Here is a 21,515-nt window from a genome sequence, read left to right on the forward strand (position 1 = left end):
AGAGTGCACAGCGTGAATGCGAATGAACGCGATGCGCTCTAAAGCAGTGAGACGTTTTATTGGAACAGCTCACTGCTTTAACCTTTTGATTCAAGCTTTCTCGTTAACTCTCCGGACGAACAATTCCCTCGCGGCTCTTCATTGCCAGACCCAAGGCCTGCAGTAACAGTGGCACCATTGATACAGCGGCGATTATGACGGCACCGGTAATAAGGGCTCCTCGTTCTATGGCATAGCCCATGACAGGCAGGAGGAAGAGCACGGGGATCTTGAAGAAAGCACCGGTGAGGCCGGAGAGTGTTCCAATGGTCTGTTTGGTGGAAGCCCGCAGACGCACGTCCCACACTGTGACAGAGGTGAGTGCCCCTAAAAAACCGATGAAGGGCAAAAGAATGAGTGCGACAGTTGCCGCCTGTAAGAAGCAGATGGCCAACAGCAGGAGGCTACCAGTTCCAGTAATGTAGAGGAAGGCAATTCTCGGATTGTGTGCAGGTGTTGCAAACTTTACGAGAAACGCTCCCGCAGCTCCCAAGAGAAGCGGTGTGGCTGTTATACCGTCATCGGGCAGAAAATCCCGAATGGAGGAGACTGCCAGCAGGTACACGGTGACAAGTATGAAAGCCTGTTCCAGCAGGTTCACTGCGCCGCCCGCAAAAACTGCTGCGAGAAACTGGGGTTTTTCTCCTATTATGCGCAGCCCTTCGCCAATTTGAGCAAATATCTTCGGGGGTTTTAGGTGCGAAGGTTGCTCACTTTCAACAGTAAGGCCTTTGCAAAGATAGCGCATGGAAATGGCGGAGATTAAGCCGCCAATGGCAACACAAAGCACCAAGCCCAACAGCATTGGAGTTCCGGCACCCAATAAGGGCAATGCCAGCAAGGGGGCAAGAAGTTTGCAGCCATTGATGACCCAAACCAGATATTTGTGGGTGAGGTTGACTTCTTCCTCTTCCAAGCAGTGCTTGGACAGAGTTATTCTGGAAAGGGCGCTAATGTATCCAAAAACAGAAAGTACGGCGAGGGCTAGGATGGAGATAAGGGCCTCTGCTTGCAAGGTAGTGCTTGCGGCCCCAGCCAGAACAATCGCCATTAAGCCTGAGAATATCCAAAGCCGACCTGCCCGAATGCGGCCAATGAAAACGCCTGAAATAGGCCCGACCGCCACTGGCCCGAAAAACGGCATGGCCGCGGTAATAAATCCCAGCAGCGGGCTTCCTTCCACCACCAGATAGGTGAGGGTGAAATATGTTTCGATAACGCCTACACACAAGTACTCGATAAAACAGGAAGCCAAAAACAGCTTAACAACAGTGCGCATCAAACGGTCCACTTGAAATATTGGGTCAAGATACCCAACCTAATAGATTCGCTTTAACGCGTAATAGGTGCCTATGAAATTTATACAATTGTAATTTGATATCGGCACCTTTGATGGTTTTGAGTGCTTCTTGTTCGTTGGCGTGGTTCCGCAGGAAATACCTCACCATATACGCAAGCAGAGGGGGCCTTGAAGAGCCTAATAACAGCTCGTATAGGGCCTTGAGTTATATTTCCGCAATCTTCACCCATGGATCAATATAGTGAGAGTTCACTGTGGTTTTAGATGATTTCTGGTGGGTAGAAGGAGCGCGCATGGTCAGTACATCCTCAACAATTTCCGGAATGAAAGGCGGCGGGTTTTATGATGAGAACTCGGCACCGCAGCGCGAAGCTATTGTCCACCTGTTCCCTTGGCTGGAGGATGCTGTTGCAGGGCTTTGCCTGCCAGCCGCTGACAAAACAGTAAGACTTGCAGATTTTGGCTGCTCGGAGGGCAGTAACTCTTGCATGCAAATGTCGGTGGCACTGAAAGCATTACGTGAACGCCACAGCGGCCCAGTTGCCGTGATCGAGAGTGATTTACCCAGCAATGACTTCTCCTCTCTTCTACAGTCCATGGCAACAAGGAGGCAGGCACCGTTTAATGACCCTCATGTGTTCGGTGAGATTGTGGGGGGCTCCATGTTCAATCAATTGCTTGCCCCCAATTCGGTCCAGTTAATGACTTCCTACAATACGGTTGGCTACTTCTCCCGGTGCCCGTTGGAGCGGCTTGAAGGGCATATCTGTGTAAACGGCAGGAACAGCAGTGACGGGCACGCTGAAGTTATGCCTGCAGAGTTTCAAGCGGGAGAGCGGCAATCCCGTGCGGACTTCGAAGTATTCTTGAAGGTGCGCGCCAAGGAAATGATGAAAGGCGGCAAGTTTCTTATTCAGGTGTTTGGCAGAACTGAGCGGATATGTACTTGTGAAGCCTTTACCGATGCCTTGAATGATGCGCTGATGGATTTTGTGGAGACGGGCGATGTTCCCCGCGATGTATATGAGCGCTTTTACCTTCCTATATTTTTCAAAAGTCTTGATGATTTACTGGCCCCCCTTCAGGAGAATAACGCGCCATTAGCAAAGCTATTCAAGATAGAAAAAGCTGAAAGTTTCGAGGTTAAAGTTCCGTTTGTCGAACGCTACAAAAACGACAAAGATGCGGTACTTTATGCGCGGCAACTGAGGAATTTCTTTCAGGCATTCACCGAACCTCTCCTGCATACTGCCCTGCGTGAAACGGAAAAAGCCGGCGGGCTGACAAAAGACATCTACGCTCATGCTGAGAGTTTAGTCAGGTGTGCCCCTGAAAACTATCAACTGCGCTATATGAGCGTAGCGTGTTTGTTGACTTATATGGGGTGAGCAATAAATAAAAAAACCCGGCCAGTGGCCGGGTTTTCTCAGCTAAACCTCTAAAAAAGAGATTTAATCTTATTCGTCTTCGCCGCGGGCTTTCATAGCTGCTGCGAGGATGTCGCCGAGGGAAGAACCGGCGTCGGAAGAACCGTACTGTGCAACTGCTTCCTTTTCTTCAGCGATTTCAAGCGCTTTGATGGAAACGCCTACACGGCGGGTCTTCTTGTCGAACTGTGTGATGCGTGCGTCGAACTTGTCACCAACGTTGAAGCGTGTTGGATCCTGATCACCGCGTTCACGAGCAAGGTCGGCACGACGTACGAATGCGGACAGGTCGCTGTCTGCAATCTTAACTTCGAGGCCAGCTTCTTTGATTTCGGTAACTTCACATTTCACAACAGCACCCTTGCGGATGTCGCCTGCTGCTTCAAATGGGTCGGAACCGAGCTGCTTGATGCCAAGAGAGATACGCTCTTTGTCAACGTCAACGTCGAGAACGATTGCCTTAACAACGTCGCCCTTTTTGAACTCTTCGATAACTTCTTCGCCAGGGCGATTCCAGTCGAGGTCAGAAAGGTGAACCATGCCGTCAACGTCGCCGTCGAGACCGATGAACAGACCGAATTCAGTCTTGTTCTTCACTTCGCCTTCAACTTCAGCGTTCACAGGGAACTGCTGTGCGAATGCATCCCATGGGTTCTGAAGTGTCTGCTTCAGGCCAAGAGAGATACGACGCTTGGAGCTGTCCACTTCAAGTACAACCACTTCAACTTCCTGAGAAGTAGAAACGATCTTACCTGGGTGTACGTTCTTCTTAGTCCAGGACATTTCAGAAACGTGGATGAGGCCTTCGATGCCTGGCTCCAGCTCAACGAATGCACCGTAGTCAGTGATGTTAGTCACACGACCAGAGAACTTAGCGTCAAGTGGGTACTTAGCTTCGATGCTTTCCCAAGGATCAACTTCCAGCTGCTTCATGCCGAGGCTGATGCGGTGTGTTTCCTGGTTCACGCGAACAATCTGAACCTTAACGGTTTCACCGATTGTCAGAACCTCACTTGGGTGGTTGATGCGGCGCCATGCAATGTCAGTGACGTGCAGAAGGCCGTCGATGCCACCGAGGTCAACGAATGCACCGTAGTCAGTGATGTTCTTAACAACACCCTCAACTGTCTGACCTTCTTCAAGGCTCTGGACCAGTTCAGAACGCTGCTCAGCACGTGTTTCTTCCAGAACTGTACGACGGGAAACAACGATGTTGCCGCGACGCTTGTCCATTTTGAGGATCTGGAAAGGCTGCGGGGTGTGCATCAAAGGTGTCACGTCACGTACTGGACGGATGTCTACCTGTGAACGTGGCAAGAAGGCTACAGCGCCATCCAGATCAACGGTGAAGCCACCTTTAACCTGATTGAAGATCTGACCTGTAACTTTTTCACCAGCTTCGAAGGCAACTTCGAGGCGGACCCAGCTTTCTTCACGGCGTGCCTTGTCGCGGGACAGAACAGCTTCACCCATGGCGTTTTCAACACGCTCAAGGTAAACTTCTACTTCGTCACCAACGCCCAGCTCACCGTCACGACCTTTTGCGCCAAATTCCTTCAAAGGAACACGGCCTTCAACTTTCAGTCCTACGTCGATGACTGCAAGGTCTTTTTCAATTGCAACAACAGTACCTTTTACAACGGTACCTTCAAAAAGGTCGGAAGTTGCAAATGATTCTTCTAGAAGGGCCGCAAAATCCTCTGCAGCTGCATTCATATTTTCCATAGATGCTCCTGATGCCATAAATGGCACTCGCCGGCGGGTTCGTGTTAATGTTTAATGAATCTACCCAGATCCGATTCCTAAAAAGCATTAGGAAACAAACGTTTATAAATAAACGTGCCGGCGAAAGCGGATCGGACAGATTCAGATTTTATTACAAAACGTATCGAGTCGAAGCGATGGACGCTCTAAAATCAGGAGTGATTTTTAGAGCTTACGCGCGCGTTCAATAATCTCGACAGCCGCTTTGAATGCGGAGTCTATATCCATTTCTGTCGTATCTAGCAAGTGGGCATCTTCCGCTGGTTTCAGCGGAGAGTCCTCACGGGTGCTGTCCCGCAGGTCCCGGCGATGCAGATCACTCAGAATGTCATTATAGTCTGCCTCGATTCCCTTACCAAGAAGTTCATCGGTGCGCCGTTTTGCGCGGGCTTCTGGGGATGCAGTCACATACAGCTTGGCTGTTGCATCCGGGCACACCACGGTGCCGATATCGCGCCCGTCCAGCACCGCGCCATTGCCTTTTTTGCCAAATTCGCGCTGCAAACTCACCAGTTCCTCACGAAGTTTTGACAGGACCGCGATGCGAGATGCGGCCTCTCCAACCTCGTGGGAGGACAAAAGCGAACGATCAAGAGAGGTGAAGTCCAGGTGCTTGGCAACAGAAATGGCAATCTCTTCATCCCCAAGGGGAAGGCCTTGCGCAAGAAGGGCAGCCGCGACGGCCCGATACGTCAACCCCGTATCAAGGTGGTTAAGTCCATAATGGGCAGCCAGGCGTCTGGCTAGGGTGCCTTTACCGGAGGCTGCAGGGCCGTCTAGAGCTATTATCATTCTTGCGTTCCTTGATCTTCCTGAAGCGCCGCTCCCATGCCGCGCATGAGAGGCGAAAAGCTCGGAAAACTTGTAGCTATCGGGGCTGCATCGTCTACGCTAACCGGCCTATGGCTGGCAAGACCCAAAACCAAGAAACTCATGGCAATGCGGTGATCAAGGTGGGTAACAACTGTTCCGCCGCCAATATTGCTTGCGCCGCCTGTAACGGTCAGCGTGTCGTCACCTTCAACACACGGAATGCCATTGGCTTCCAGCCCGCGGGCAACGGCTGCCAAACGGTCGGATTCTTTTACGCGAAGTTCTTCAAGGCCCAGCATCACTGTGTCACCTTGCGCAAAGGCGGCAGCGACAGAAAGAACCGGATATTCATCAATCATGGACGGTGCGCGCTCGGCTGGCACTGTGACGCCCTTGAGCTGCGAATATTTGGCGCGAATGTCGCCAATGGCTTCGCCGCCTGATTCTCGCTCATTCTCGATTGTGATATCCGCGCCCATTTCCAGAAGGGTGGTGATGAGGCCGGTGCGTTGTTCATTGAGAAGAACGCCTTCCACGGTCACATCCGAGCCGGGAGTGATGAGGGCTGCAACAATAGGGAACGCGGCGGAGGACGGATCGCCCGGTACCGTTACATGTTGAGGCTTCAGAGTTGGCTGGCCTTGCAAGGTGATGACACGCTCGCCTGCCTCGTTAAGTTCAACGGTCAGGTCAGCTCCAAAGCCCACCAACATTTTTTCTGTGTGGTCGCGGGTTGCCACAGGCTCAATAACCGTTGTTGTACCCGGTGTGTTGAGACCGGCCAGAAGTACGGCACTTTTTACCTGTGCGGATGCCATTGGTACACGGTAGGTGAAGGGGATTGGTGTCTCGCTGCCGCGGATGGAAGCGGGCAGGCGGTCGCCGCGTCGCGCAATTACTTCCGCGCCGGTTTCGCGCAGAGGATTTAAAACGCGACCCATGGGACGGCCGGACAGGGAGGCGTCTCCCACCATTGTCACCGCAATGGGGTGGGTTGCGAAAATGCCCATTGCAAGGCGCACGCCTGTGCCTGCATTACCAAAATCGATGGGGGCTTCCGGCTCCAAAAGGCTGCCGAGGCCAACGCCGTCGACGCTCCATGTACCGTCATCATGTTTTTTGCATTTGGCGCCAACGGCATTCATTGCCTTAGCTGTGCCGATGACATCTTCCGATTCGAGAAGTCCTGCAATGGTCGTTTTGCCGACAGCAAGAGCGCCAAACATTAACGAGCGGTGAGAAATGGACTTGTCGCCGGGTACACTAATACGCCCGTTTAGGGGATTTCCGCTTTTGGAGGTCACCTTAAGGGGTGACGAACTGTGGGACATGGTCAATTCCAAGGTTGCGACGTGAATAAAAGTAGTCTCTCCTAGCACGTCAGAACAGGATCGTCACTATAAGCCCGCAGAGATCTCTTGAGAATAATTCAGGAACCTATAGGCTGTTTTGACATTCAGTGTGATTTATTCTTTGACAAGACCGGCACCGTAGCGCTATGGGAGCCGACAAAATTGATTTTTAGAAGGTGAAAACCGTGGCAAGACCGGAACTCGGAACCAAGCGCCTTTGTGCTGCATGTGGTGCGAAATACTATGATTTGCACCGCGACCCAATTACCTGCCCCAAATGTGGCGATGTGCTTGACCTTGGCACTACTGTGAAAACAGCCAAGGCAGCTAAGGAAGTTCAGGAAGACGAAGAAGACGTGCTCGAAGTTGAGGGCGCTGAATTGGTTTCCTTGGAAGACGCTGATGCAGAAGCTGTGGGCGATGACGATATCGCAGATATCGAAGTGGATGATGAAGCAAACGACGACGTCTTCCTTGAAGAAGATGATGAAGATGATGCCGCTGTTCCCGGCATTGTTGTTGCCCGCGACGACGACGAAGTTTAATCCAGTTTCCACAGGTCTTGGCAAATAGCGCCTAATACCTGTAAATTGGGCTTGAATATCGGAGGCGGCCCGACTATGTTCCGCCTCCATCAAGACCTTTCCGATAAGAAAGGACTTTGAAGAAAAACGGGGCCTTAGCTCAGCTGGGAGAGCGCTTCGCTGGCAGCGAAGAGGTCAGGAGTTCGATCCTCCTAGGCTCCACCATTTTTCTTCAACACTTGGTAAAACAAGGTTTGCATCCCAAGCAAACTTATTTAGATGGGGCCTTAGCTCAGCTGGGAGAGCGCTTCGCTGGCAGCGAAGAGGTCAGGAGTTCGATCCTCCTAGGCTCCACCAATCTTTTCTTTCTTCAAGCTTACCATAGGTTCATTTGCCAATAGACGCTCTTCAATAAAAGAAACTGCGTTGGCGACGCCATCTTCACGCCTGATTTTTGCTCCGGTTTTTGCAGCGGTATCTATCATATCAGTTTGAGAAGTCACCGCATGAAGTGCTGCGGAAAATGACTCGACTGCGAGTTTCTTTTGTGGGATTGGCTTGGGTGAGACACCCATTTTGTAAGCGTTTTTAGCCCAAAAGAACTGATCTCCAAAAAACGGAACGACAATTGACGGCTTTCCAGCGCGCAGAGCTGCAGCGGTTGTGCCAGCTCCGCCATGATGGACGATCGCGGCCATTTGGGGAAACAGCCAGTCATGTGGTGCCTGATCAATCTGAAGGATAGTATCGGGGAGTTTACTTGGCTTTAGGCCACCCCAGCCCCTAGCAAGAATACCCCGCAGACCTGCGCTTTCCAGTGCTTTTACGGTGGTTCTGGCCAACCGCTCCGGATTGCGCCCTGCCATGGAGCCAAACCCGATGTATACAGGTGGCGGGCCCGCCTTCAAGAAGGCTTCAAGTTTGGGCGAAGGGACCCAGTCGTGTTGCCTCTCAAGAAACCAGTAGCCTGTGATGCAAACTCTATCCGGCCAATCGGAAGGGCGGGGAAGAATCGCTTCGCTATACGCGTCAAGAACCGGAATATCATCTCCGTGTCCGGTTTTGAATAAAGAAAATCGAGGTGCCAGACCAATATCACTGCGGAATTCTTTGACATATTTTCCCGAAAACTGTCCAAACAGAGCGCGTATAACACGGTAGCTGAAACGGTTGTACCAACCGCCGAGCTTTAAATCCGGAATCCCGATAACAGGGCGCTCTGAGGTCGGCACAAACATGGGAACAGGGTTGGCCAGAACCGCAGGTATGCCAAGCCGTTCGGCAATATGCGGGCCTGCGAGAGCTTTGGGGTGGAAGAGTACAAGATCGGGTTTCACATGCTGTGCTATTTCCCAGCTTTCGCAAAGCAGATCCCTTTGCATCCGGCCAACATTTTTCGCCAGCTTCAACCCCTGTTTCAGGACTTGGAAAATGTGAGTTGTGTTTTCCAGTAAGTCTTTGCCCTGATCACTATCGAGAATCGCCAGTAGATCGTCGTTCATGTATCCGTAAGTCAGTCCGTTTTCTTGGACAAACTCACGAAAACGCTCGCTGGTGACGAGTACAACATGATGGCCGGCAGCTTTTAAACCTTTACCCAGAGCAATATAGGGTTGTACGTCCCCGCGGGACCCATAGGTCAGGATAAGAATCTTCATAGGCCATAATGACTTTTGCACGTGCATTATTCCAGCATCTAATTGGTGTGGTTTGTATAATTATGTTGCTGGCCCAAAGCGCGTTAATGCGTTGGAGGATGTGCCGCGAAACGGTGTTGGGGAGGGGAGCGTTTACAACGCTCTCCTATGGCAACTGCGGTCGGTAACCTGTGCTGGAACTGCTGGCTGAACTTTGAAAACTTAGCGCCCGTCTTGAAAGCCTTCGCGTTTCAGGCGGGAAATAACGCGGTCCAGGCTTTGCAAGAAGTTTGATCTGTCGCGTTGGGCGAATGGCCTTGGACCACCGGTTTGTTCACCAAATGAGCGCAGGTCTTCCATGAGGTTACGGGTGGCCAGGGCCATGCCTATGGAGTTTGCATCAAACTCTTTGCCTTTTGGAGAGAGTGTGGAGGCTTCGGCTTTTACGCAGCGATCTGCCAGCGGGATGTCCTGTGTCACCACCACGTCGCCTTTGATGGCGCGCTCGGCGATCCAGTTGTCGGCCTCATCAGGCCCTTCTGCGACGATGATGGGTGTGACATCGCTATCACGCGGAGTGCGGATGAAGCTGTTGGAGACCACGTAGACTTTGAGACGATAGCGCTCTGCTACTTTGTAAATTTCATCTTTTACGGGACAGGCATCCGCGTCCACATAGATTTCAATGGTTTTCGTCATAGGCTCACTGCTTAAATGCGCGGGAAAGCTATTGCAAGAAATGGGGAGGAGCTTTCCAACAAACTCGCGTTTATGCAAGAGCTTGAAATGCTTCCAGCGCCTTTTGGCGGGATATTTGCAAATCTACAATGGGCTTTGGGTAGGTTTTGCCCAAGTGCACACCCGATTCAGACAGAACGGCCTCAGGTGCTGTCCACGGGTTAAATAGGTATTTGTTTGGCAAATTGGCAAGTTCCGGCACATAGGTGCGGGTAAAAGTTCCCTCGGGGTCGAACTTGGTGCCTTGTGTGAGGGGATTGAAGATTCGAAAATAGGGGGCAGCATCTGCACCGCAACCGGCAATCCACTGCCAGCCTGCGCTGTTGTTGGCAAGGTCCGCATCGACCAATGTATCCCAGAACCACCGTTCCCCTGTTTGCCAAGGTTGCAGCAGGTTTTTGACGAGAAGTGAGCCGGTCACCATGCGCAGGCGGTTATGCATGAAGCCCGTTTGCCAAAGCTGGCGCATACCAGCGTCGACCAAAGGAATACCGGTTTGCCCTTTTTGCCAGCAGTGCAGGGTCTTGGCATCTTCGGACCACTGGAACGCATCAAACTTCTTCTGGTAGTTTTTACTGGGCAGGGTGGGGGTATGGAACAGCTGCGAATTCGAGAACTCCCGCCAGCCCAGTTCACTGAGAAAATGCTCATGATCCTCACTGGAGCCATGTTGCCTCACTGCCCACCAGACTTGATTGGGAGAGATCTCACCAAAATGCAGGTGAGGGGACAGGAGAGAAGTTCCCAGCTTTGCCGGATAGTCCCGGCTTGTTTTATACTGGGACAGCTCGGCTTCCAGAAATTGGTCGAGCTTGTCCTTCGATGCCTGTTCCCCCACATGCCAGTGTTTCATTATGGCGGAGGACCATGGTTTGGGGGAGAGGAGTCCCAAGCTTTCTACGGGCTGAGGTGATTGTTCCAGTGAGGCAAATTCGAGAGTTTGTGGAGAAGGAAGGGGCGTGTGCGGTGGCTCGCTGCTAAGGCAGCCGTTCCTATAAAAGGGTGTAAACACCTTATAGGGAGTTCCGTCGCCTTTCAGTACCTGCCACGGCTCCCAAAGCAAGGACCCGTTGAAGCTTATAGTTTCAATGGGAAGCTGATCTTTGAGTGAGGCATCACGCGTCATACGCCAAGGTTCATAGCAACGATTCCAGAAAATGCCTTTAATGGTATTGGTCTCCAGAAGCTGCTCGAAAATAAGGAATGGATCGCCCTTGAAAATATGCAGCTTGCCGCCAAGGCTTTTATTTAAGGCCCGCAAGGAATGGTGGAGCCATTGGCGTGAGGCCGAGCCCATTTTGTGTGGGCCTGCATTGTAATCATCCAGAATATAGATGGGTAATACCGGCCCTTGAGCGGTGGCATGGATGAGCGCCGGGTTGTCGTGAAGGCGAAGGTCCTGTCTGAACCAGTGAATGACGAAGGGGTTGGACACGCTCTTAAAACCTTGAAGATGGTTGGTTCGGTCTGAAGCCTAACGCGGGTACTTCCTACAAAAAGTTACCAGTCTGCGGTGTTTATGGGGCTCGCGGCTGGTGTAGGAGTAAAATCTAGAATTCCAATATATCCTAGCAAAGAGAACGCCCTATTAGAAAGCCTTGGCAGATATTTTTAGTACAAAACCGGCGGGCTTTAGGAGATATCGTAAAAAATACTGACGTGCCCTGTTATATATGTTTATTATTTCTGTCATTGGACTTTAAAAAATAAAAAGTAATAGCACTGCATGAAAGTCGAGCGAACCGGCCCGGGGGAGGCTTTTAGAGCGCGGCTTTTTCATTGAATGATATTTCCCCCGCAGGAGGGTATGGAATGGGGTACGCAAAGGCTGCGCTGCGGCTAATGGCATTGACTGCTGCGACGACACTACCAAGTCTTTCATATGGGGCCACAGAGATTTCGTGGTGGCACGCCATGGGTGGGGAACTTGGCAAGACAACCAATGAAATTGCCGCAGGATTTAATGCCTCTCAAGAGGCGTGCAATATTACGCCGTTTTTCAAGGGAACCTATGAGGAAACCATGACATCCGGCATTGCCGCTTTCCGCGCAAAGCAGCAGCCGAATGTGCTGCAGGTGTTTGACGCCGGTGCGGCAACCATAGTTGGTGCACGCGGGGCTGTTATACCGGCTGAAGACTTGATTAAAGGCGCTGGTGTTGAGTTTGACAGTGAGGATTACATTTCCGGTGTACGCTCATTTTATGCCGATTCTGACGGCAAGATGATCGGGATGCCGTTCAACTCGTCGACGCCGGTGCTTTACTACAATGCCGATGCGCTGAAAAAAGCCGGCGTGGAGCCCCCAAAGACTTGGGAGGAGTTTGAGGAAATTGCGCCGAAATTGAAAGAGACCGGAATTATTCCATTGGCACAGTCTCACCTCACATGGATTTTCACCGAAAATTTCATGGCGCGCCATAACCTGCAATATGCCACCAATAACAATGGGTTTGACGGTGCCAAGGGCACCAAAATTCTGGTAAACAATGACGCCTTGAAACACCACTTTACGAAAGTGAAAGAGTGGTTGGATGACGGCTACTTCGCGTTTTACGGCACTGGCTGGAATGATAACCAGAACGCTTTCCAAGAGGGAAAAGTGGCCATGTGGTTTGGCTCCTCCGGCTCGTTCAGCGGTGTACTTAAAGCCTCGGAGTTCTCAGTCGCAGCAACGTTCCTTCCCTACTGGGAGTCTGTCGTGGATCAAGGTATGGGTACCTCCATCGGCGGCGGGGCGCTGTTTGCCATGTCTGGCAAGCCCAAGGCCGAGAATGATTGCACAGCCAGCTTCTTTTCCTACCTGTCCTCCGCTGAGGTTCAGTACGAGTGGCACAAGAAAACCGGTTATGTGCCAATCACCACAGCCGCCTATGAGCTTGCAAAGGCAGATGGGCACTATGACCGCCTGCCTGCTGCCGAGGTGGGTATTAAACAATTGGGCCATACACAGGGCGAGTGGACCAAAGGCTACCGTATGGGGTTCAACGTCCAGATCCGTGATGTGATGAACCGCGAATATGGCCGTATCCTCAACGGGGAAGCGAGCGTTGAGGAAGCTTTTGTCGCCATTGAAAAAGAAGCCAACAAGCTGCTGGCGCGTTTTGCCAAAACTTCTGGCTAAGGTGGTTTAGCTGGAAAAAAGTGTCGTCGGTGGTGTGGGTGCTGCCGACGATCGTTTTATTTGATTGCACAAACGCAGTCCTGATCGGGTAGGGCCTCTATTGAAACGGGTAGTGTTTTCCAATTCCATTTTTCCTTATGCTCTGCTGCTCCCGCAACTGAGTATTGTGGCTATTTTCTTTTTGTGGCCCGCCTTCGAGGCTGTCAAAACTTCTTTCTATCTGGAAGACCCCTTCGGGTTCGGCTCCACCTTTGTGGGCTTGGATAACTACAAGGATATTCTGGACAGCGCCCAGTATTTCCGCGTTGCTGGGTTTACGGTTGTGTTTACCGCGCTTGTCTCTACCTTCTCGCTGGGCATCGCTCTTGTATTGGCAGTGAAGGCGGACAAGGTGCTGAAAGGGGCTTCCAGCTATCGCACGTTGCTCATGTGGGTGTATGCCATTGCTCCGCCCGTTGCCGGACTGCTGGGGGTGATGCTGTTTGACCAGCACATAGGCCCCATAACAGACCTTGCCCGCTCGCTAGGGTGGGACTTGCGGGTGGGTGTGTCTTATTTCGATACTGGCTTTGTGATGGTGGTGACCAGCATCTGGAAGCAAATCCCTATCAACTTTATTTTCTTCCTCTCCGGCTTGCAGGCGGTGCCCAAGGCAGTGCAGGAGGCGGCAAGTATCGATTGCCGCTCAGGCCTGCGCCGGTTCTGGTCTATTACCTTTCCGCTGCTCGCGCCCACCAGCTTCTTTTTGCTGATCATCAACATCACCTTCGCCCTGTTTGACACCTTTGGGGTGGTGGATCTGGTGGTGAAGGGGGAACCCGCCAATAATCCCATTACGCTGGTCTACAAGGTTTATGTGGACGGGTTCAGAGGTGGGGACCTTGGCGGCTCTTCGGCCCAGTCGGTTATCCTGATGGTGCTTGTGTTTGTTCTAACCGTTTTGCAGTTCCGCTTTATCGAGCGGCGCGTTCACTACACATAAAGGAGGCGGAGATGAAGCGTGTAACCATTTGGGATCATCTGGTGCTTTTATGCGGTGTAACTTTCATGCTGGCACCGGTTGCCTTTGCGGTGATGACCTCCACCCATGATGCTTTGAGTGTTTATAAAAACGGCCTGCAAATGACATGGGGCGGGAATGCGGTGGAGACCTATCGGGCGGCCCTGCTGGAATCTACCAGTTTCTCGGGAGAGGTGACGGGGCTGACTATGCTCAAGAACTCCCTGATCCTTGGATTGGGATTCGCCATTGGCAAAATTGTCATTTCCATGCTGGCGGCCTATGCCATTGTGTATTTCCGTCTTCCGCTGGGCACGTTCTTCTTCTGGGTTATCTTCACGACCTTGTTGCTGCCGCTGGAAGTGCGCATCCTGCCATCCTACCAGATTGTGCAGAGTTTGGGGCTGATGAACTCTTATACGGGACTAATTGTGCCGCTTATTGCCTCTGCTACTGGGACTTTCTATTTCCGGCAGTTCTTCAAGTCTGTTCCAGATGAACTGGTGGAAGCGGCCCGCATAGACGGGGCAGGGCCTTGGAAGTTCTTTATTGATATTCTGGTGCCGCTTTCCAAAACCATGATGGCGGCCATCTTCATCATCATGTTTGTATACGGTTGGAACCAGTACCTGTGGCCCACCTTAATCACCACAGAAGAGACCTTTTTCACCCTTGTGCGTGGTATGAAACAAATTTTGCAAGTGTGGGTGGGTGCGCAGATTCCTGAAACAAACGAGGCGTTGGCGCTGGCTGTTCTAGCTATGCTGCCTCCTATCCTGATTGTGATTTTCTTCCAGTCCTGGTTTGTCAAAGGGCTGGTGGATAGTGAGAAGTGAGTTGAAACATGGCAGCGATTACGCTTGACGGCCTACGCAAAACCTACGCTGGCGGTGTGGAGGCTGTTAAAGGCATTTCACTGAATATTGCTGACGGGGAATTTATTGTTCTCGTTGGCCCTTCCGGTTGCGGAAAATCCTCTCTTTTGCGTATGATTGCAGGACTTGAGGAAATCAACGAAGGCACGCTTAAAATTGGCGAGCGGGTGATGAATAAGGTAGAACCGGCGGACAGGGATATCGCCATGGTGTTCCAGAACTATGCGCTTTACCCGCATATGAGTGTGTTCAACAACCTTGCGTATGGCCTTAAAAATCGCGGTGTTCCTAAAAAGGAAATTGCCGAGCGGGTGCAAAAGACCGCTGAAATTCTGGAACTGGGACCATACCTGAACCGCAAACCCCAAGCCCTTTCGGGTGGTCAGCGCCAGCGGGTTGCCATGGGGCGGGCAATTGTGCGCGAGCCTGCGGCTTTTTTATTCGATGAGCCGCTTTCCAATCTGGATGCCAAGCTGCGCGTTCAAATGCGCATGGAAATCAAGAAGCTGCAAAGGTCTTTAGGTACCACAAGCATTTATGTGACCCATGACCAGCTGGAGGCGATGACATTGGCTGACAGGTTGGTGGTGCTGAATAAAGGCGAAGTGGAACAGATAGGTACGCCCATGGAGATCTATGAAAAGCCCGCGAGTGTCTTTACAGCTGGATTTATTGGCTCGCCAGCTATGAACCTTATTCAACTGGAGCTGCAGGATGGCATGTGGCGGACCAATTGCGGTGAACCGATAGGTTTGCCTTCCATCCCCGCAGAAACACAGGTAACGCTGGGCATTCGCCCTGAGGATCTTCGCATCGTGGAAAAGTCAGGTTCTTCTGAACGTGGCCTCGAGTTTGAAATGAATGTGAGCGGTGTGGAGCCCGTGGGGGCTGAGAGTTATATCCATGGTACGCTGGGAAAAGGTGCTGAGGATGTGGTTGTGCGCATCTCAGGAAAAACGCAGGTTCGAGCAGGTGAGAACTTGCAACTTTACGCAAGTACGGAAGCCGTTCACCTGTTTAACTTCAGTACCGGTAAACGCATGGCAGATTTAAAGGAAGCAGTAATCGTTTAAAGGTATTTGCCACGCCTCCCGCAAGGTTGTGCACAAGGCACTAAGGTTAACGCTTAAGGCAAACGAACTATTAATCTTGAAAGATCTACAGGGAACCGCCATATTCTGAGGGCAGGTGCAGGCAGGAGCTGCTTGCCTGTCTGGATGCCTGTTTATGGGTCCAGCTCAAGGTCGCTTAAGGAAGGACTTTGTCTATGACGCGTGTTTCGGCTTTTTCCAGCCCTTTTATGCTGGGATTTGATGATATTGAACGAGTACTGGCTCGGGTGAGCAAAGCTGCGAATGACGGTTATCCGCCCTATAATATTGAACGTATCACCAGCCCTGAAGATATGGGCGATACTATCCGGATTACGCTTGCTGTAGCCGGTTTTACGCGAGACCAGCTGGACGTTTCTGTTGAGGAAAGCCAGCTTGTAATCCGTGGACGGCAAGTGGAAGATAAGTCCCGCCAATATCTACACAGAGGTATTGCTGCGCGCCAGTTCCAACGGGCATTTGTGCTGGCCGAGGGCATTGAAATTCTGGGCGCTGATTTGAAAGACGGTCTGCTTTCCATCGATCTGGCAAGACCGGAGCCGGAGCGGATTGTCCGGCGCATTGAAATTACATCCAAGGATTGATAGGGGTATTTCCCCGTGTCTTTCACCGCATAACCAAAATAAAAGGAGAAGGTGATGACAGATGACCTTTACGTGCACGAACACGTCACCCCGACCAAATCTTTCGAAGAATACGGCACGGGTGAAATGGCGTATGTCCGTCGGATAACTCCCGCAGACTTGCAGCTATTGTTTCCAGATGCTGACTTGCAAGGGGCGCAATTGCCTGTGTGGGCTCTGCTTTCTGCCGACGGCCACCCCATTGTGCTTACCGACACCCGCAATGCCGCCGTTGCCAGCGCTATTGAAAGTGACCTTGAGGCATTGAGCGTTCATTAAGCCTATACGGGGACGTTTTAGATGTTTAGTCCCGCGAGCAGATGGAATCGGTTTAACATTGACTTCATCATTTCGGGAGGACTTATGGGACAGGTATTACACGGCAGCGCCACGACTACTCACGCGGTTCGATCAGCCATACAAAAATCGGATGCAACCATCAAAGAGTTGAGCCGGCGCTATAACATCAATCCCAAAACGGTGATGAAGTGGAAATATCGCAATAGCGTGGAAGATCAACCTATGGGGCGGAAGAATCCCCGCTCCACAGTCCTGAGCGTGGCAGAAGAAGCGGCGTGTGTCGCTTTTCGCAAGCACTCTTTATTGCCACTCGATGACTGCCTTTACGCCCTGCAGGAAACGATCCCGCGTCTGACCCGCTCGTCCCTGCATCGCTTATTCCAGCGCCATGGGATTTCGCGCCTGCCACCACCGGATATGAAAGCGAACAAGAAACGCTTCAAAGCCTATCCAATTGGTTACTTTCATCTTGATATTGCTGAGGTTCGTACGCAAGAAGGCAAGCTCTATTTGTTCGTTGCCATTGACCGAACCTCAAAGTTCGCCTTTGTCAAACTCTTTGAAAAAGCCACCAGAAGGATTGCCAGTACCTTTCTGCGGGCCCTTATTGAAGCGGTTCCCTACAAGATCCATACCGTGCTGACCGATAACGGCACCCAGTTCACTGACCCCAAAGGGTACAGCTGGAACGCCAATGAGGTTCAACATTTGCTCACAACAGGCCAGTTGTTTCGTGCTCATGCATTTGTTCTGGCTTGTGCCCAAAATGACATTGACCACCGGCTTACCAAACCAGCCCATCCGTGGACAAATGGCCAGGTCGAGCGCATGAACAGAACCATTAAAGAAGCAACCGTTCGGCGCTACTATTACCGCACACACAACGAACTAAGAGCCCATCTGGACACATTTATTCAGGCCTATAACTTCGCCAAGCGCCTCAAGGCTCTTCGGGGCCTAACACCCTTCGACTATATTACCAGACAATGGACACAAGAGCCGGACAGATTTATAAAACAACCACACCATCTGCTCGCGGGACTAAACATTTAGAGTACATCGCGTTTATTTGCACTCACGCCCGCGCTCCAACTTCTTTATTTTAGGCGAACCCTTGCCGTTTGATTAAACCCAATCAAATGGAACGCGCTTTAGAAGGCAACGGTTTACTGTTCCAGTGCTCTTTGAACCTCGGGCACCACAAATTTTTCGAGGACTTTGATTGGCGTTTGTAAGGCTTGTGGGTCGTTGTAACGGCCTGCGAAGGAGACGGTAACAAAGTCGATGCTTTGGCGCAGTGTAAGGCGCTGCCCACCATTGCCAGCCGCAAAGACTATCGGATTGTTTTCCGGCCCTAAAATATACCAGAGATACCCGTAGCGCAGCCCTTTCTCAATGGACGTATGGGACTGGAAGGAGCGCTGAAGCCAGCTCTTTGGCACTATGTGAGTATCTTTATAAACTCCATCGTGCACCAACATTTCGCCAATCTTTGCAAGGTCCGTAGTACTCAGGCGCAGGCCGGAAGCAACAGAGGCGACACCGTCTTTCCCTTTAACCCATTCAAAATCTGTAATGCCCATTGGGTCAAACAGCATTTCCCGGGCATATTGCTCAAGAGGCTTTCCGGTTCCCTTGGTAATTAACCGGCCAATGAGGGCAACGGCGCCGCCGCTATAAGTCCACTTGGTTCCCGGTTCAAATACCATGGGCTGCTCGAGAACATAACGGTATCGGTCTGTCGTATTCTCCATGACGATTTCGCTGTTGCGCGGGTCCGAGTAGGGCAGATTTTCATTCCACTGACTGCCCATTGTCATGGAAAGGGCGTGCTCAACCAGAATACGTTCTCTAGCAGACCCATCACGCAGATCCGCATACTCTGGAAAGTGATCGAGCAGCGGGCTGCTCAGTGGGGGTACCTTGCCTTCAGTAAGGGCAATGCCATAGAGAAGGCCGGTTATGGACTTGGTGACGGAGCGCAGATCATGCAAGGTTTGTGGCCCGTGTTGGCGCTCGCCAAGTGCGGTACCCCACCGCTCATCTTTTCCTGAAAAATAAACCTGCGCCAACCGCTGGCCCTTCAGGTCTACAATTGTGCTGTGTAAACCTTGAAGCTCACCCGTAGCCTGTGCGGCTTTGAGCTGTTTGTCCAAAGCAGTCTCACTGGCATGAGCAAAGCCGCTTGTAATTGCCAAAAGACCAGAGGCGCAAAGAGTATTGAAAAAGGATCCCATAACCACCCGCAAAATTGTAAAATATTGCAGCACACTTTCTTGAAGGACACCGGAAAAGTCCAGAGAAATATATACCTGCGTGGTGGCGGAGGGAGAACCTGACGTGATGGTGCGGTGTTCATTAAGCCCAAAGCAGACTTTCGCTTATTCATAATGAATTTTATTTCATATTTATCAGTAATTTAATGGGGTTATGCGGCTTTCGTTTCTAAGTATTTTTTGCTAGATGGTTGTTGCCTCCCTTGGGGAGGTGCCGGTCGCAGCCTACCCGGCTCATGAAAACAAGGACTAAAGAAATGAAAGTACTCGTAATCTGCTCTGGCGGATTGGATAGTGTTACGCTTGCCTATAAGGTTGCGCGTGAACAGGAGCTCGTGGGCCTTGTCACTTTTGACTATGGCCAGCGGCATAAAAAAGAAATTGATTTTGCTGCGCACGCGGCAAAGCAACTGAGTGTTCCCCACCACGTTCTGGATATGGCACAAATCGGCAGCCATTTGAGCGGATCGGCTTTGACCGATGACGTGGATGTGCCCGAAGGCCATTACGCAGAAGAGAACATGAAGGTGACTGTGGTGCCAAACCGCAATGCCATCATGCTTGCCATTGGTTTTGGAATTGCCGCAGCTCAACAGGCGGACGCGGTGGCGGCGGCGGTGCATGGGGGAGATCACTTCATCTACCCTGATTGCCGGCCGGATTTTATCAAAAGCTTTGAAGACATGCAAAAGCTGGCGCTTGATGGCTATGCCAATGTGAGTCTTTACACGCCCTTTGTGAATGGCTCCAAGGGGGCGATTGCAGCTGAAGGGGCACGGCTCGGTGTCCCGTTTGCTGACACATGGTCCTGCTACAAAGGTGGAGAGAAGCACTGCGGGCGATGCGGCACCTGTGTTGAAAGGCGCGAAGCGTTTTTCGAGGCGGGCGTTGAGGACCCTACAGACTATGAGGATCCGGACTTCTGGAAGTCTGTTGTCGCATCTGCGAAGGCGTAGTACCGATGTATACGATTACGAAGGAATTCGCCTTTTCGGCCTCCCACCAGTTGTGTGGGCTGCCCGAGGAGCATCCTTGTGCACGTCTGCATGGACACAACTATGTTGTGCTCATAGAGCTGCGGAGCAAGACACTTGATGACTATGGCTTTGTGGTGGATTTTAACGAATTGAAACCACTCAAACGCTACCTTGATGACAAGCTGGACCACCGGCATCTGAATGAAGTGTTTGGCCATGACATGGTGACCTCGGAATTCCTTGCAAGCCACTTGTTTGAGTGGTGCTCGCAGCGCTGGAGGGAAGTCGTTGCAGTACGGGTGAGTGAAACGCCGAAAACATGGGCGGAATTCAGGCCATGAGCCGGAAGAAGCCGACGCTGACCATAAGTGAAATCTTCGGCCCTACCATTCAGGGCGAAGGGACGCTTATGGGGGAGCCGACTGTGTTTGTACGCACAGGTGGCTGCGATTATCGCTGCTCTTGGTGTGACACACTGCATGCGGTTGACAGCGCATATCGGCACACATGGGCACAGCTGGAAACGCACGATGTTTGGGAGCAGATACAAGAGCTTTCAGGCGGGCAGCCAATCACCGTGTCCTTGTCTGGCGGCAATCCGGCCATTCAGGACTTTTCCCAGCTGATTAGCATTGGCAAGGAAAACGGCTACCGGTTCGCGTTGGAAACACAAGGCTCTATTTCCAAAGACTGGTTTGGCCAGCTGCACACGCTTGTTCTAAGCCCCAAGCCTCCGTCTTCGGGCGAGGTGGTGGACTGGGACAAGTTTGAGGCGTGCCTTGAACTCGCGGGCTCCTCGCCAAACTGTGTTTTGAAAATTGTTGTGTTTGATAGCACCGATTTTGACTGGGCACGGAAAGTCAGTGAGCGATACCCTCATTTGCCACTTTACCTCCAACCGGGAAACCACACACCGCCGCCCCCTGAAGACATAGATGCAACCGTTGATATGGACGGGATTATGGACCGGATGCACTGGCTGGTGGATAAAACTATTGAAGAACAATGGTTTAAACCACGCATCCTTCCGCAACTCCATGTTCTGCTTTGGGGCAACAAGCGCGGCGTTTAAAAAAGAAAAGAGACGATTATGAGCAACGAAGATATCTATAAAAACCTGACCATGCTGGGCGGTGCAACTGTTCAGCCACAATCTCCTGAAGAAGCTGTACTGGAGCGGGTGCCAAACCCGCAGCAGGGCACACCTTATGCGGTGCGTTTCACGGCGCCCGAGTTCACGTCCATCTGCCCGATCACCGGTCAGCCGGACTTTGCCCACCTTGTGTTGGACTTCATTCCGGACGGTTGGTTGGTTGAAAGTAAATCCCTGAAGCTTTTCCTCACATCCTTCCGTAATCACGGTGCATTCCATGAGGACTGCACAGTGGCGATTGGAAAGCGGATTGTGGAAGCAATTGACCCATTGTGGCTGCGTATTGGCGGCTACTGGTATCCGCGTGGTGGTATTCCGATTGATGTGTTTTACCAGACCGGTGAGCCGCCAAAAGGCGTCTGGATTCCTGGTCAGGATGTACCTACCTATCGCGGACGTGGTTAAAACGAGTCTGTAGACGCTGCCATGTCAGACAGGTGCTTTGAAAAGGTAGACCCCGAATTTTGGTTAGAAGCCTAAGT

21 protein-coding genes and 2 tRNA genes are annotated in these 21,515 nt (G+C 51.6%); 15 read left to right on the top strand and 8 right to left on the bottom strand.

What is annotated here, in order from left to right; all coding sequences use genetic code 11:
- Positions 1-103 precede the first annotated feature (103 nt).
- Positions 104-1,318 carry an MFS transporter gene (locus tag P6574_RS00960; protein WP_310618535.1) on the bottom strand — a complete coding sequence of 405 codons (1,215 nt, stop codon included), beginning with the start codon at positions 1,316-1,318 and terminating at the stop codon, positions 104-106.
- Between the two features lie 314 nt (positions 1,319-1,632).
- On the opposite strand from P6574_RS00960, the gene P6574_RS00965 reads away from it, so the two are divergent.
- Positions 1,633-2,727 (top strand): class I SAM-dependent methyltransferase, encoded by a 1,095-nt coding sequence (locus tag P6574_RS00965; RefSeq protein WP_310618536.1) that lies wholly within the window; start codon positions 1,633-1,635, stop codon positions 2,725-2,727.
- A 69-nt stretch (positions 2,728-2,796) separates the two neighbouring features.
- Here the strand turns inward: P6574_RS00965 and rpsA are convergent, their stop codons facing one another.
- The 3 genes from rpsA to aroA form a co-directional block, all read right to left on the bottom strand.
- A complete protein-coding gene (gene rpsA, locus P6574_RS00970) occupies positions 2,797-4,491 on the bottom strand; it encodes a 30S ribosomal protein S1 (protein WP_310618537.1) in 1,695 nt (564 codons plus the stop codon).
- Positions 4,492-4,695: 204 nt separating this feature from the next.
- A complete protein-coding gene (gene cmk, locus P6574_RS00975) occupies positions 4,696-5,322 on the bottom strand; it encodes a (d)CMP kinase (RefSeq protein WP_310618538.1) in 627 nt (208 codons plus the stop codon).
- Positions 5,319-6,674, bottom strand: coding sequence for a 3-phosphoshikimate 1-carboxyvinyltransferase (gene aroA / locus P6574_RS00980; RefSeq protein ID WP_310618539.1), 1,356 nt, complete (start codon positions 6,672-6,674; stop codon positions 5,319-5,321). The genes cmk and aroA overlap by 4 nt, the downstream gene beginning before the upstream one ends.
- 206 nt (positions 6,675-6,880) lie before the next feature.
- Here aroA and P6574_RS00985 point away from each other — a divergent pair, with 206 nt between their 5' ends.
- The 3 genes from P6574_RS00985 to P6574_RS00995 all read left to right on the top strand — a co-directional run bounded on the left by P6574_RS00985 (position 6,881) and on the right by P6574_RS00995 (position 7,576).
- On the top strand, positions 6,881-7,240 hold the full coding sequence (locus P6574_RS00985) for a TIGR02300 family protein (protein ID WP_310618540.1): 360 nt from the start codon (positions 6,881-6,883) through the stop codon (positions 7,238-7,240).
- A gap of 128 nt (positions 7,241-7,368) precedes the next feature.
- A tRNA-Ala gene (locus P6574_RS00990) sits at positions 7,369-7,444 on the top strand.
- A 56-nt stretch (positions 7,445-7,500) separates the two neighbouring features.
- Positions 7,501-7,576 (top strand) — tRNA-Ala (locus P6574_RS00995).
- On the opposite strand, the gene P6574_RS01000 is transcribed toward P6574_RS00995, so the two are convergent.
- The 3 genes from P6574_RS01000 to P6574_RS01010 form a co-directional block, all read right to left on the bottom strand.
- The gene (locus tag P6574_RS01000; protein ID WP_310618541.1) at positions 7,564-8,877 is read right to left on the bottom strand and encodes a glycosyltransferase; all 1,314 of its coding nucleotides are present in this window, start codon (positions 8,875-8,877) and stop codon (positions 7,564-7,566) included. The two genes, P6574_RS00995 and P6574_RS01000, sit on opposite strands and share 13 nt — an antisense overlap.
- Before the next feature lie 201 nt (positions 8,878-9,078).
- Positions 9,079-9,555 (bottom strand): YaiI/YqxD family protein, encoded by a 477-nt coding sequence (locus P6574_RS01005; RefSeq protein WP_310618542.1) that lies wholly within the window; start codon positions 9,553-9,555, stop codon positions 9,079-9,081.
- Between the two features lie 70 nt (positions 9,556-9,625).
- Positions 9,626-11,029 carry a cryptochrome/photolyase family protein gene (locus P6574_RS01010; protein ID WP_310618543.1) on the bottom strand — a complete coding sequence of 468 codons (1,404 nt, stop codon included), beginning with the start codon at positions 11,027-11,029 and terminating at the stop codon, positions 9,626-9,628.
- A gap of 407 nt (positions 11,030-11,436) precedes the next feature.
- Here P6574_RS01010 and P6574_RS01015 point away from each other — a divergent pair, with 407 nt between their 5' ends.
- The 7 genes from P6574_RS01015 to P6574_RS01045 all read left to right on the top strand — a co-directional run bounded on the left by P6574_RS01015 (position 11,437) and on the right by P6574_RS01045 (position 17,680).
- Positions 11,437-12,717 (top strand): extracellular solute-binding protein, encoded by a 1,281-nt coding sequence (locus P6574_RS01015; RefSeq protein ID WP_310622075.1) that lies wholly within the window; start codon positions 11,437-11,439, stop codon positions 12,715-12,717.
- Between the two features lie 100 nt (positions 12,718-12,817).
- A complete protein-coding gene (locus P6574_RS01020; protein WP_310618544.1) occupies positions 12,818-13,699 on the top strand; it encodes an ABC transporter permease subunit in 882 nt (293 codons plus the stop codon).
- Positions 13,700-13,710: 11 nt separating this feature from the next.
- Complete coding sequence (locus P6574_RS01025) at positions 13,711-14,553, top strand: ABC transporter permease subunit (protein ID WP_310618545.1); 843 nt, start codon at positions 13,711-13,713, stop codon at positions 14,551-14,553.
- 8 nt (positions 14,554-14,561) lie between these two features.
- Entirely contained in the window at positions 14,562-15,665 is a 1,104-nt protein-coding gene (locus P6574_RS01030; RefSeq protein WP_310618546.1) for a sn-glycerol-3-phosphate import ATP-binding protein UgpC, read from the top strand.
- A 194-nt stretch (positions 15,666-15,859) separates the two neighbouring features.
- The gene (locus P6574_RS01035) at positions 15,860-16,288 is read left to right on the top strand and encodes an Hsp20 family protein (protein ID WP_310618547.1); all 429 of its coding nucleotides are present in this window, start codon (positions 15,860-15,862) and stop codon (positions 16,286-16,288) included.
- Positions 16,289-16,342: 54 nt separating this feature from the next.
- Complete coding sequence (locus P6574_RS01040; RefSeq protein ID WP_310618548.1) at positions 16,343-16,606, top strand: BQ00720 family protein; 264 nt, start codon at positions 16,343-16,345, stop codon at positions 16,604-16,606.
- An 84-nt stretch (positions 16,607-16,690) separates the two neighbouring features.
- Positions 16,691-17,680 carry an IS481 family transposase gene (locus P6574_RS01045; protein WP_310618549.1) on the top strand — a complete coding sequence of 330 codons (990 nt, stop codon included), beginning with the start codon at positions 16,691-16,693 and terminating at the stop codon, positions 17,678-17,680.
- Positions 17,681-17,793: 113 nt separating this feature from the next.
- Here P6574_RS01045 and P6574_RS01050 read toward each other — a convergent pair whose 3' ends face one another.
- Positions 17,794-18,864, bottom strand: coding sequence for a serine hydrolase domain-containing protein (locus P6574_RS01050; protein ID WP_310618550.1), 1,071 nt, complete (start codon positions 18,862-18,864; stop codon positions 17,794-17,796).
- Positions 18,865-19,160: 296 nt separating this feature from the next.
- Between P6574_RS01050 and queC the strand changes: the two genes are divergently transcribed.
- Genes queC through queF form a run of 4 tightly spaced genes read left to right on the top strand, consistent with a single transcriptional unit; the run spans position 19,161 to position 21,438 of the window.
- On the top strand, positions 19,161-19,859 hold the full coding sequence (gene queC / locus P6574_RS01055; RefSeq protein WP_310618551.1) for a 7-cyano-7-deazaguanine synthase QueC: 699 nt from the start codon (positions 19,161-19,163) through the stop codon (positions 19,857-19,859).
- A 5-nt stretch (positions 19,860-19,864) separates the two neighbouring features.
- Positions 19,865-20,221 (top strand): 6-carboxytetrahydropterin synthase QueD, encoded by a 357-nt coding sequence (gene queD / locus P6574_RS01060; protein ID WP_310618552.1) that lies wholly within the window; start codon positions 19,865-19,867, stop codon positions 20,219-20,221.
- Positions 20,200-20,952 (top strand): 7-carboxy-7-deazaguanine synthase QueE, encoded by a 753-nt coding sequence (gene queE, locus P6574_RS01065; RefSeq protein ID WP_310618553.1) that lies wholly within the window; start codon positions 20,200-20,202, stop codon positions 20,950-20,952. Before queD ends, queE begins: the two co-directional genes overlap by 22 nt.
- A gap of 18 nt (positions 20,953-20,970) precedes the next feature.
- On the top strand, positions 20,971-21,438 hold the full coding sequence (gene queF, locus P6574_RS01070; RefSeq protein ID WP_405048062.1) for a preQ(1) synthase: 468 nt from the start codon (positions 20,971-20,973) through the stop codon (positions 21,436-21,438).
- Positions 21,439-21,515: the final 77 nt, after the last annotated feature.

It is taken from the genome of Pseudovibrio sp. M1P-2-3, assembly GCF_031501865.1.
In the GTDB taxonomy this organism is placed as follows: Bacteria; Pseudomonadota; Alphaproteobacteria; order Rhizobiales; family Stappiaceae; genus Pseudovibrio; species Pseudovibrio corallicola.

Excerpts from the sequence above, each read along its gene's own strand:
- P6574_RS01045 (WP_310618549.1), top strand. The coding sequence starts at position 16,691 with ATGGGACAGGTATTACACGGCAGCGCCACGACTACTCACGCGGTTCGA.
- cmk (WP_310618538.1), bottom strand. The coding sequence starts at position 5,322 with ATGATAATAGCTCTAGACGGCCCTGCAGCCTCCGGTAAAGGCACCCTA.
- P6574_RS01030 (WP_310618546.1), top strand. The coding sequence starts at position 14,562 with ATGGCAGCGATTACGCTTGACGGCCTACGCAAAACCTACGCTGGCGGT.
- P6574_RS01000 (WP_310618541.1), bottom strand. The coding sequence starts at position 8,877 with ATGAAGATTCTTATCCTGACCTATGGGTCCCGCGGGGACGTACAACCC.
- P6574_RS01040 (WP_310618548.1), top strand. The coding sequence starts at position 16,343 with ATGACAGATGACCTTTACGTGCACGAACACGTCACCCCGACCAAATCT.
- rpsA (WP_310618537.1), bottom strand. The coding sequence starts at position 4,491 with ATGGAAAATATGAATGCAGCTGCAGAGGATTTTGCGGCCCTTCTAGAA.
- P6574_RS01050 (WP_310618550.1), bottom strand. The coding sequence starts at position 18,864 with ATGGGATCCTTTTTCAATACTCTTTGCGCCTCTGGTCTTTTGGCAATT.
- P6574_RS01035 (WP_310618547.1), top strand. The coding sequence starts at position 15,860 with ATGACGCGTGTTTCGGCTTTTTCCAGCCCTTTTATGCTGGGATTTGAT.
- queE (WP_310618553.1), top strand. The coding sequence starts at position 20,200 with ATGGGCGGAATTCAGGCCATGAGCCGGAAGAAGCCGACGCTGACCATA.
- aroA (WP_310618539.1), bottom strand. The coding sequence starts at position 6,674 with ATGTCCCACAGTTCGTCACCCCTTAAGGTGACCTCCAAAAGCGGAAAT.
- P6574_RS01015 (WP_310622075.1), top strand. The coding sequence starts at position 11,437 with ATGGCATTGACTGCTGCGACGACACTACCAAGTCTTTCATATGGGGCC.
- queD (WP_310618552.1), top strand. The coding sequence starts at position 19,865 with ATGTATACGATTACGAAGGAATTCGCCTTTTCGGCCTCCCACCAGTTG.
- P6574_RS00960 (WP_310618535.1), bottom strand. The coding sequence starts at position 1,318 with ATGCGCACTGTTGTTAAGCTGTTTTTGGCTTCCTGTTTTATCGAGTAC.
- P6574_RS01025 (WP_310618545.1), top strand. The coding sequence starts at position 13,711 with ATGAAGCGTGTAACCATTTGGGATCATCTGGTGCTTTTATGCGGTGTA.
- queF (WP_405048062.1), top strand. The coding sequence starts at position 20,971 with ATGAGCAACGAAGATATCTATAAAAACCTGACCATGCTGGGCGGTGCA.
- P6574_RS00965 (WP_310618536.1), top strand. The coding sequence starts at position 1,633 with ATGGTCAGTACATCCTCAACAATTTCCGGAATGAAAGGCGGCGGGTTT.
- P6574_RS01005 (WP_310618542.1), bottom strand. The coding sequence starts at position 9,555 with ATGACGAAAACCATTGAAATCTATGTGGACGCGGATGCCTGTCCCGTA.
- queC (WP_310618551.1), top strand. The coding sequence starts at position 19,161 with ATGAAAGTACTCGTAATCTGCTCTGGCGGATTGGATAGTGTTACGCTT.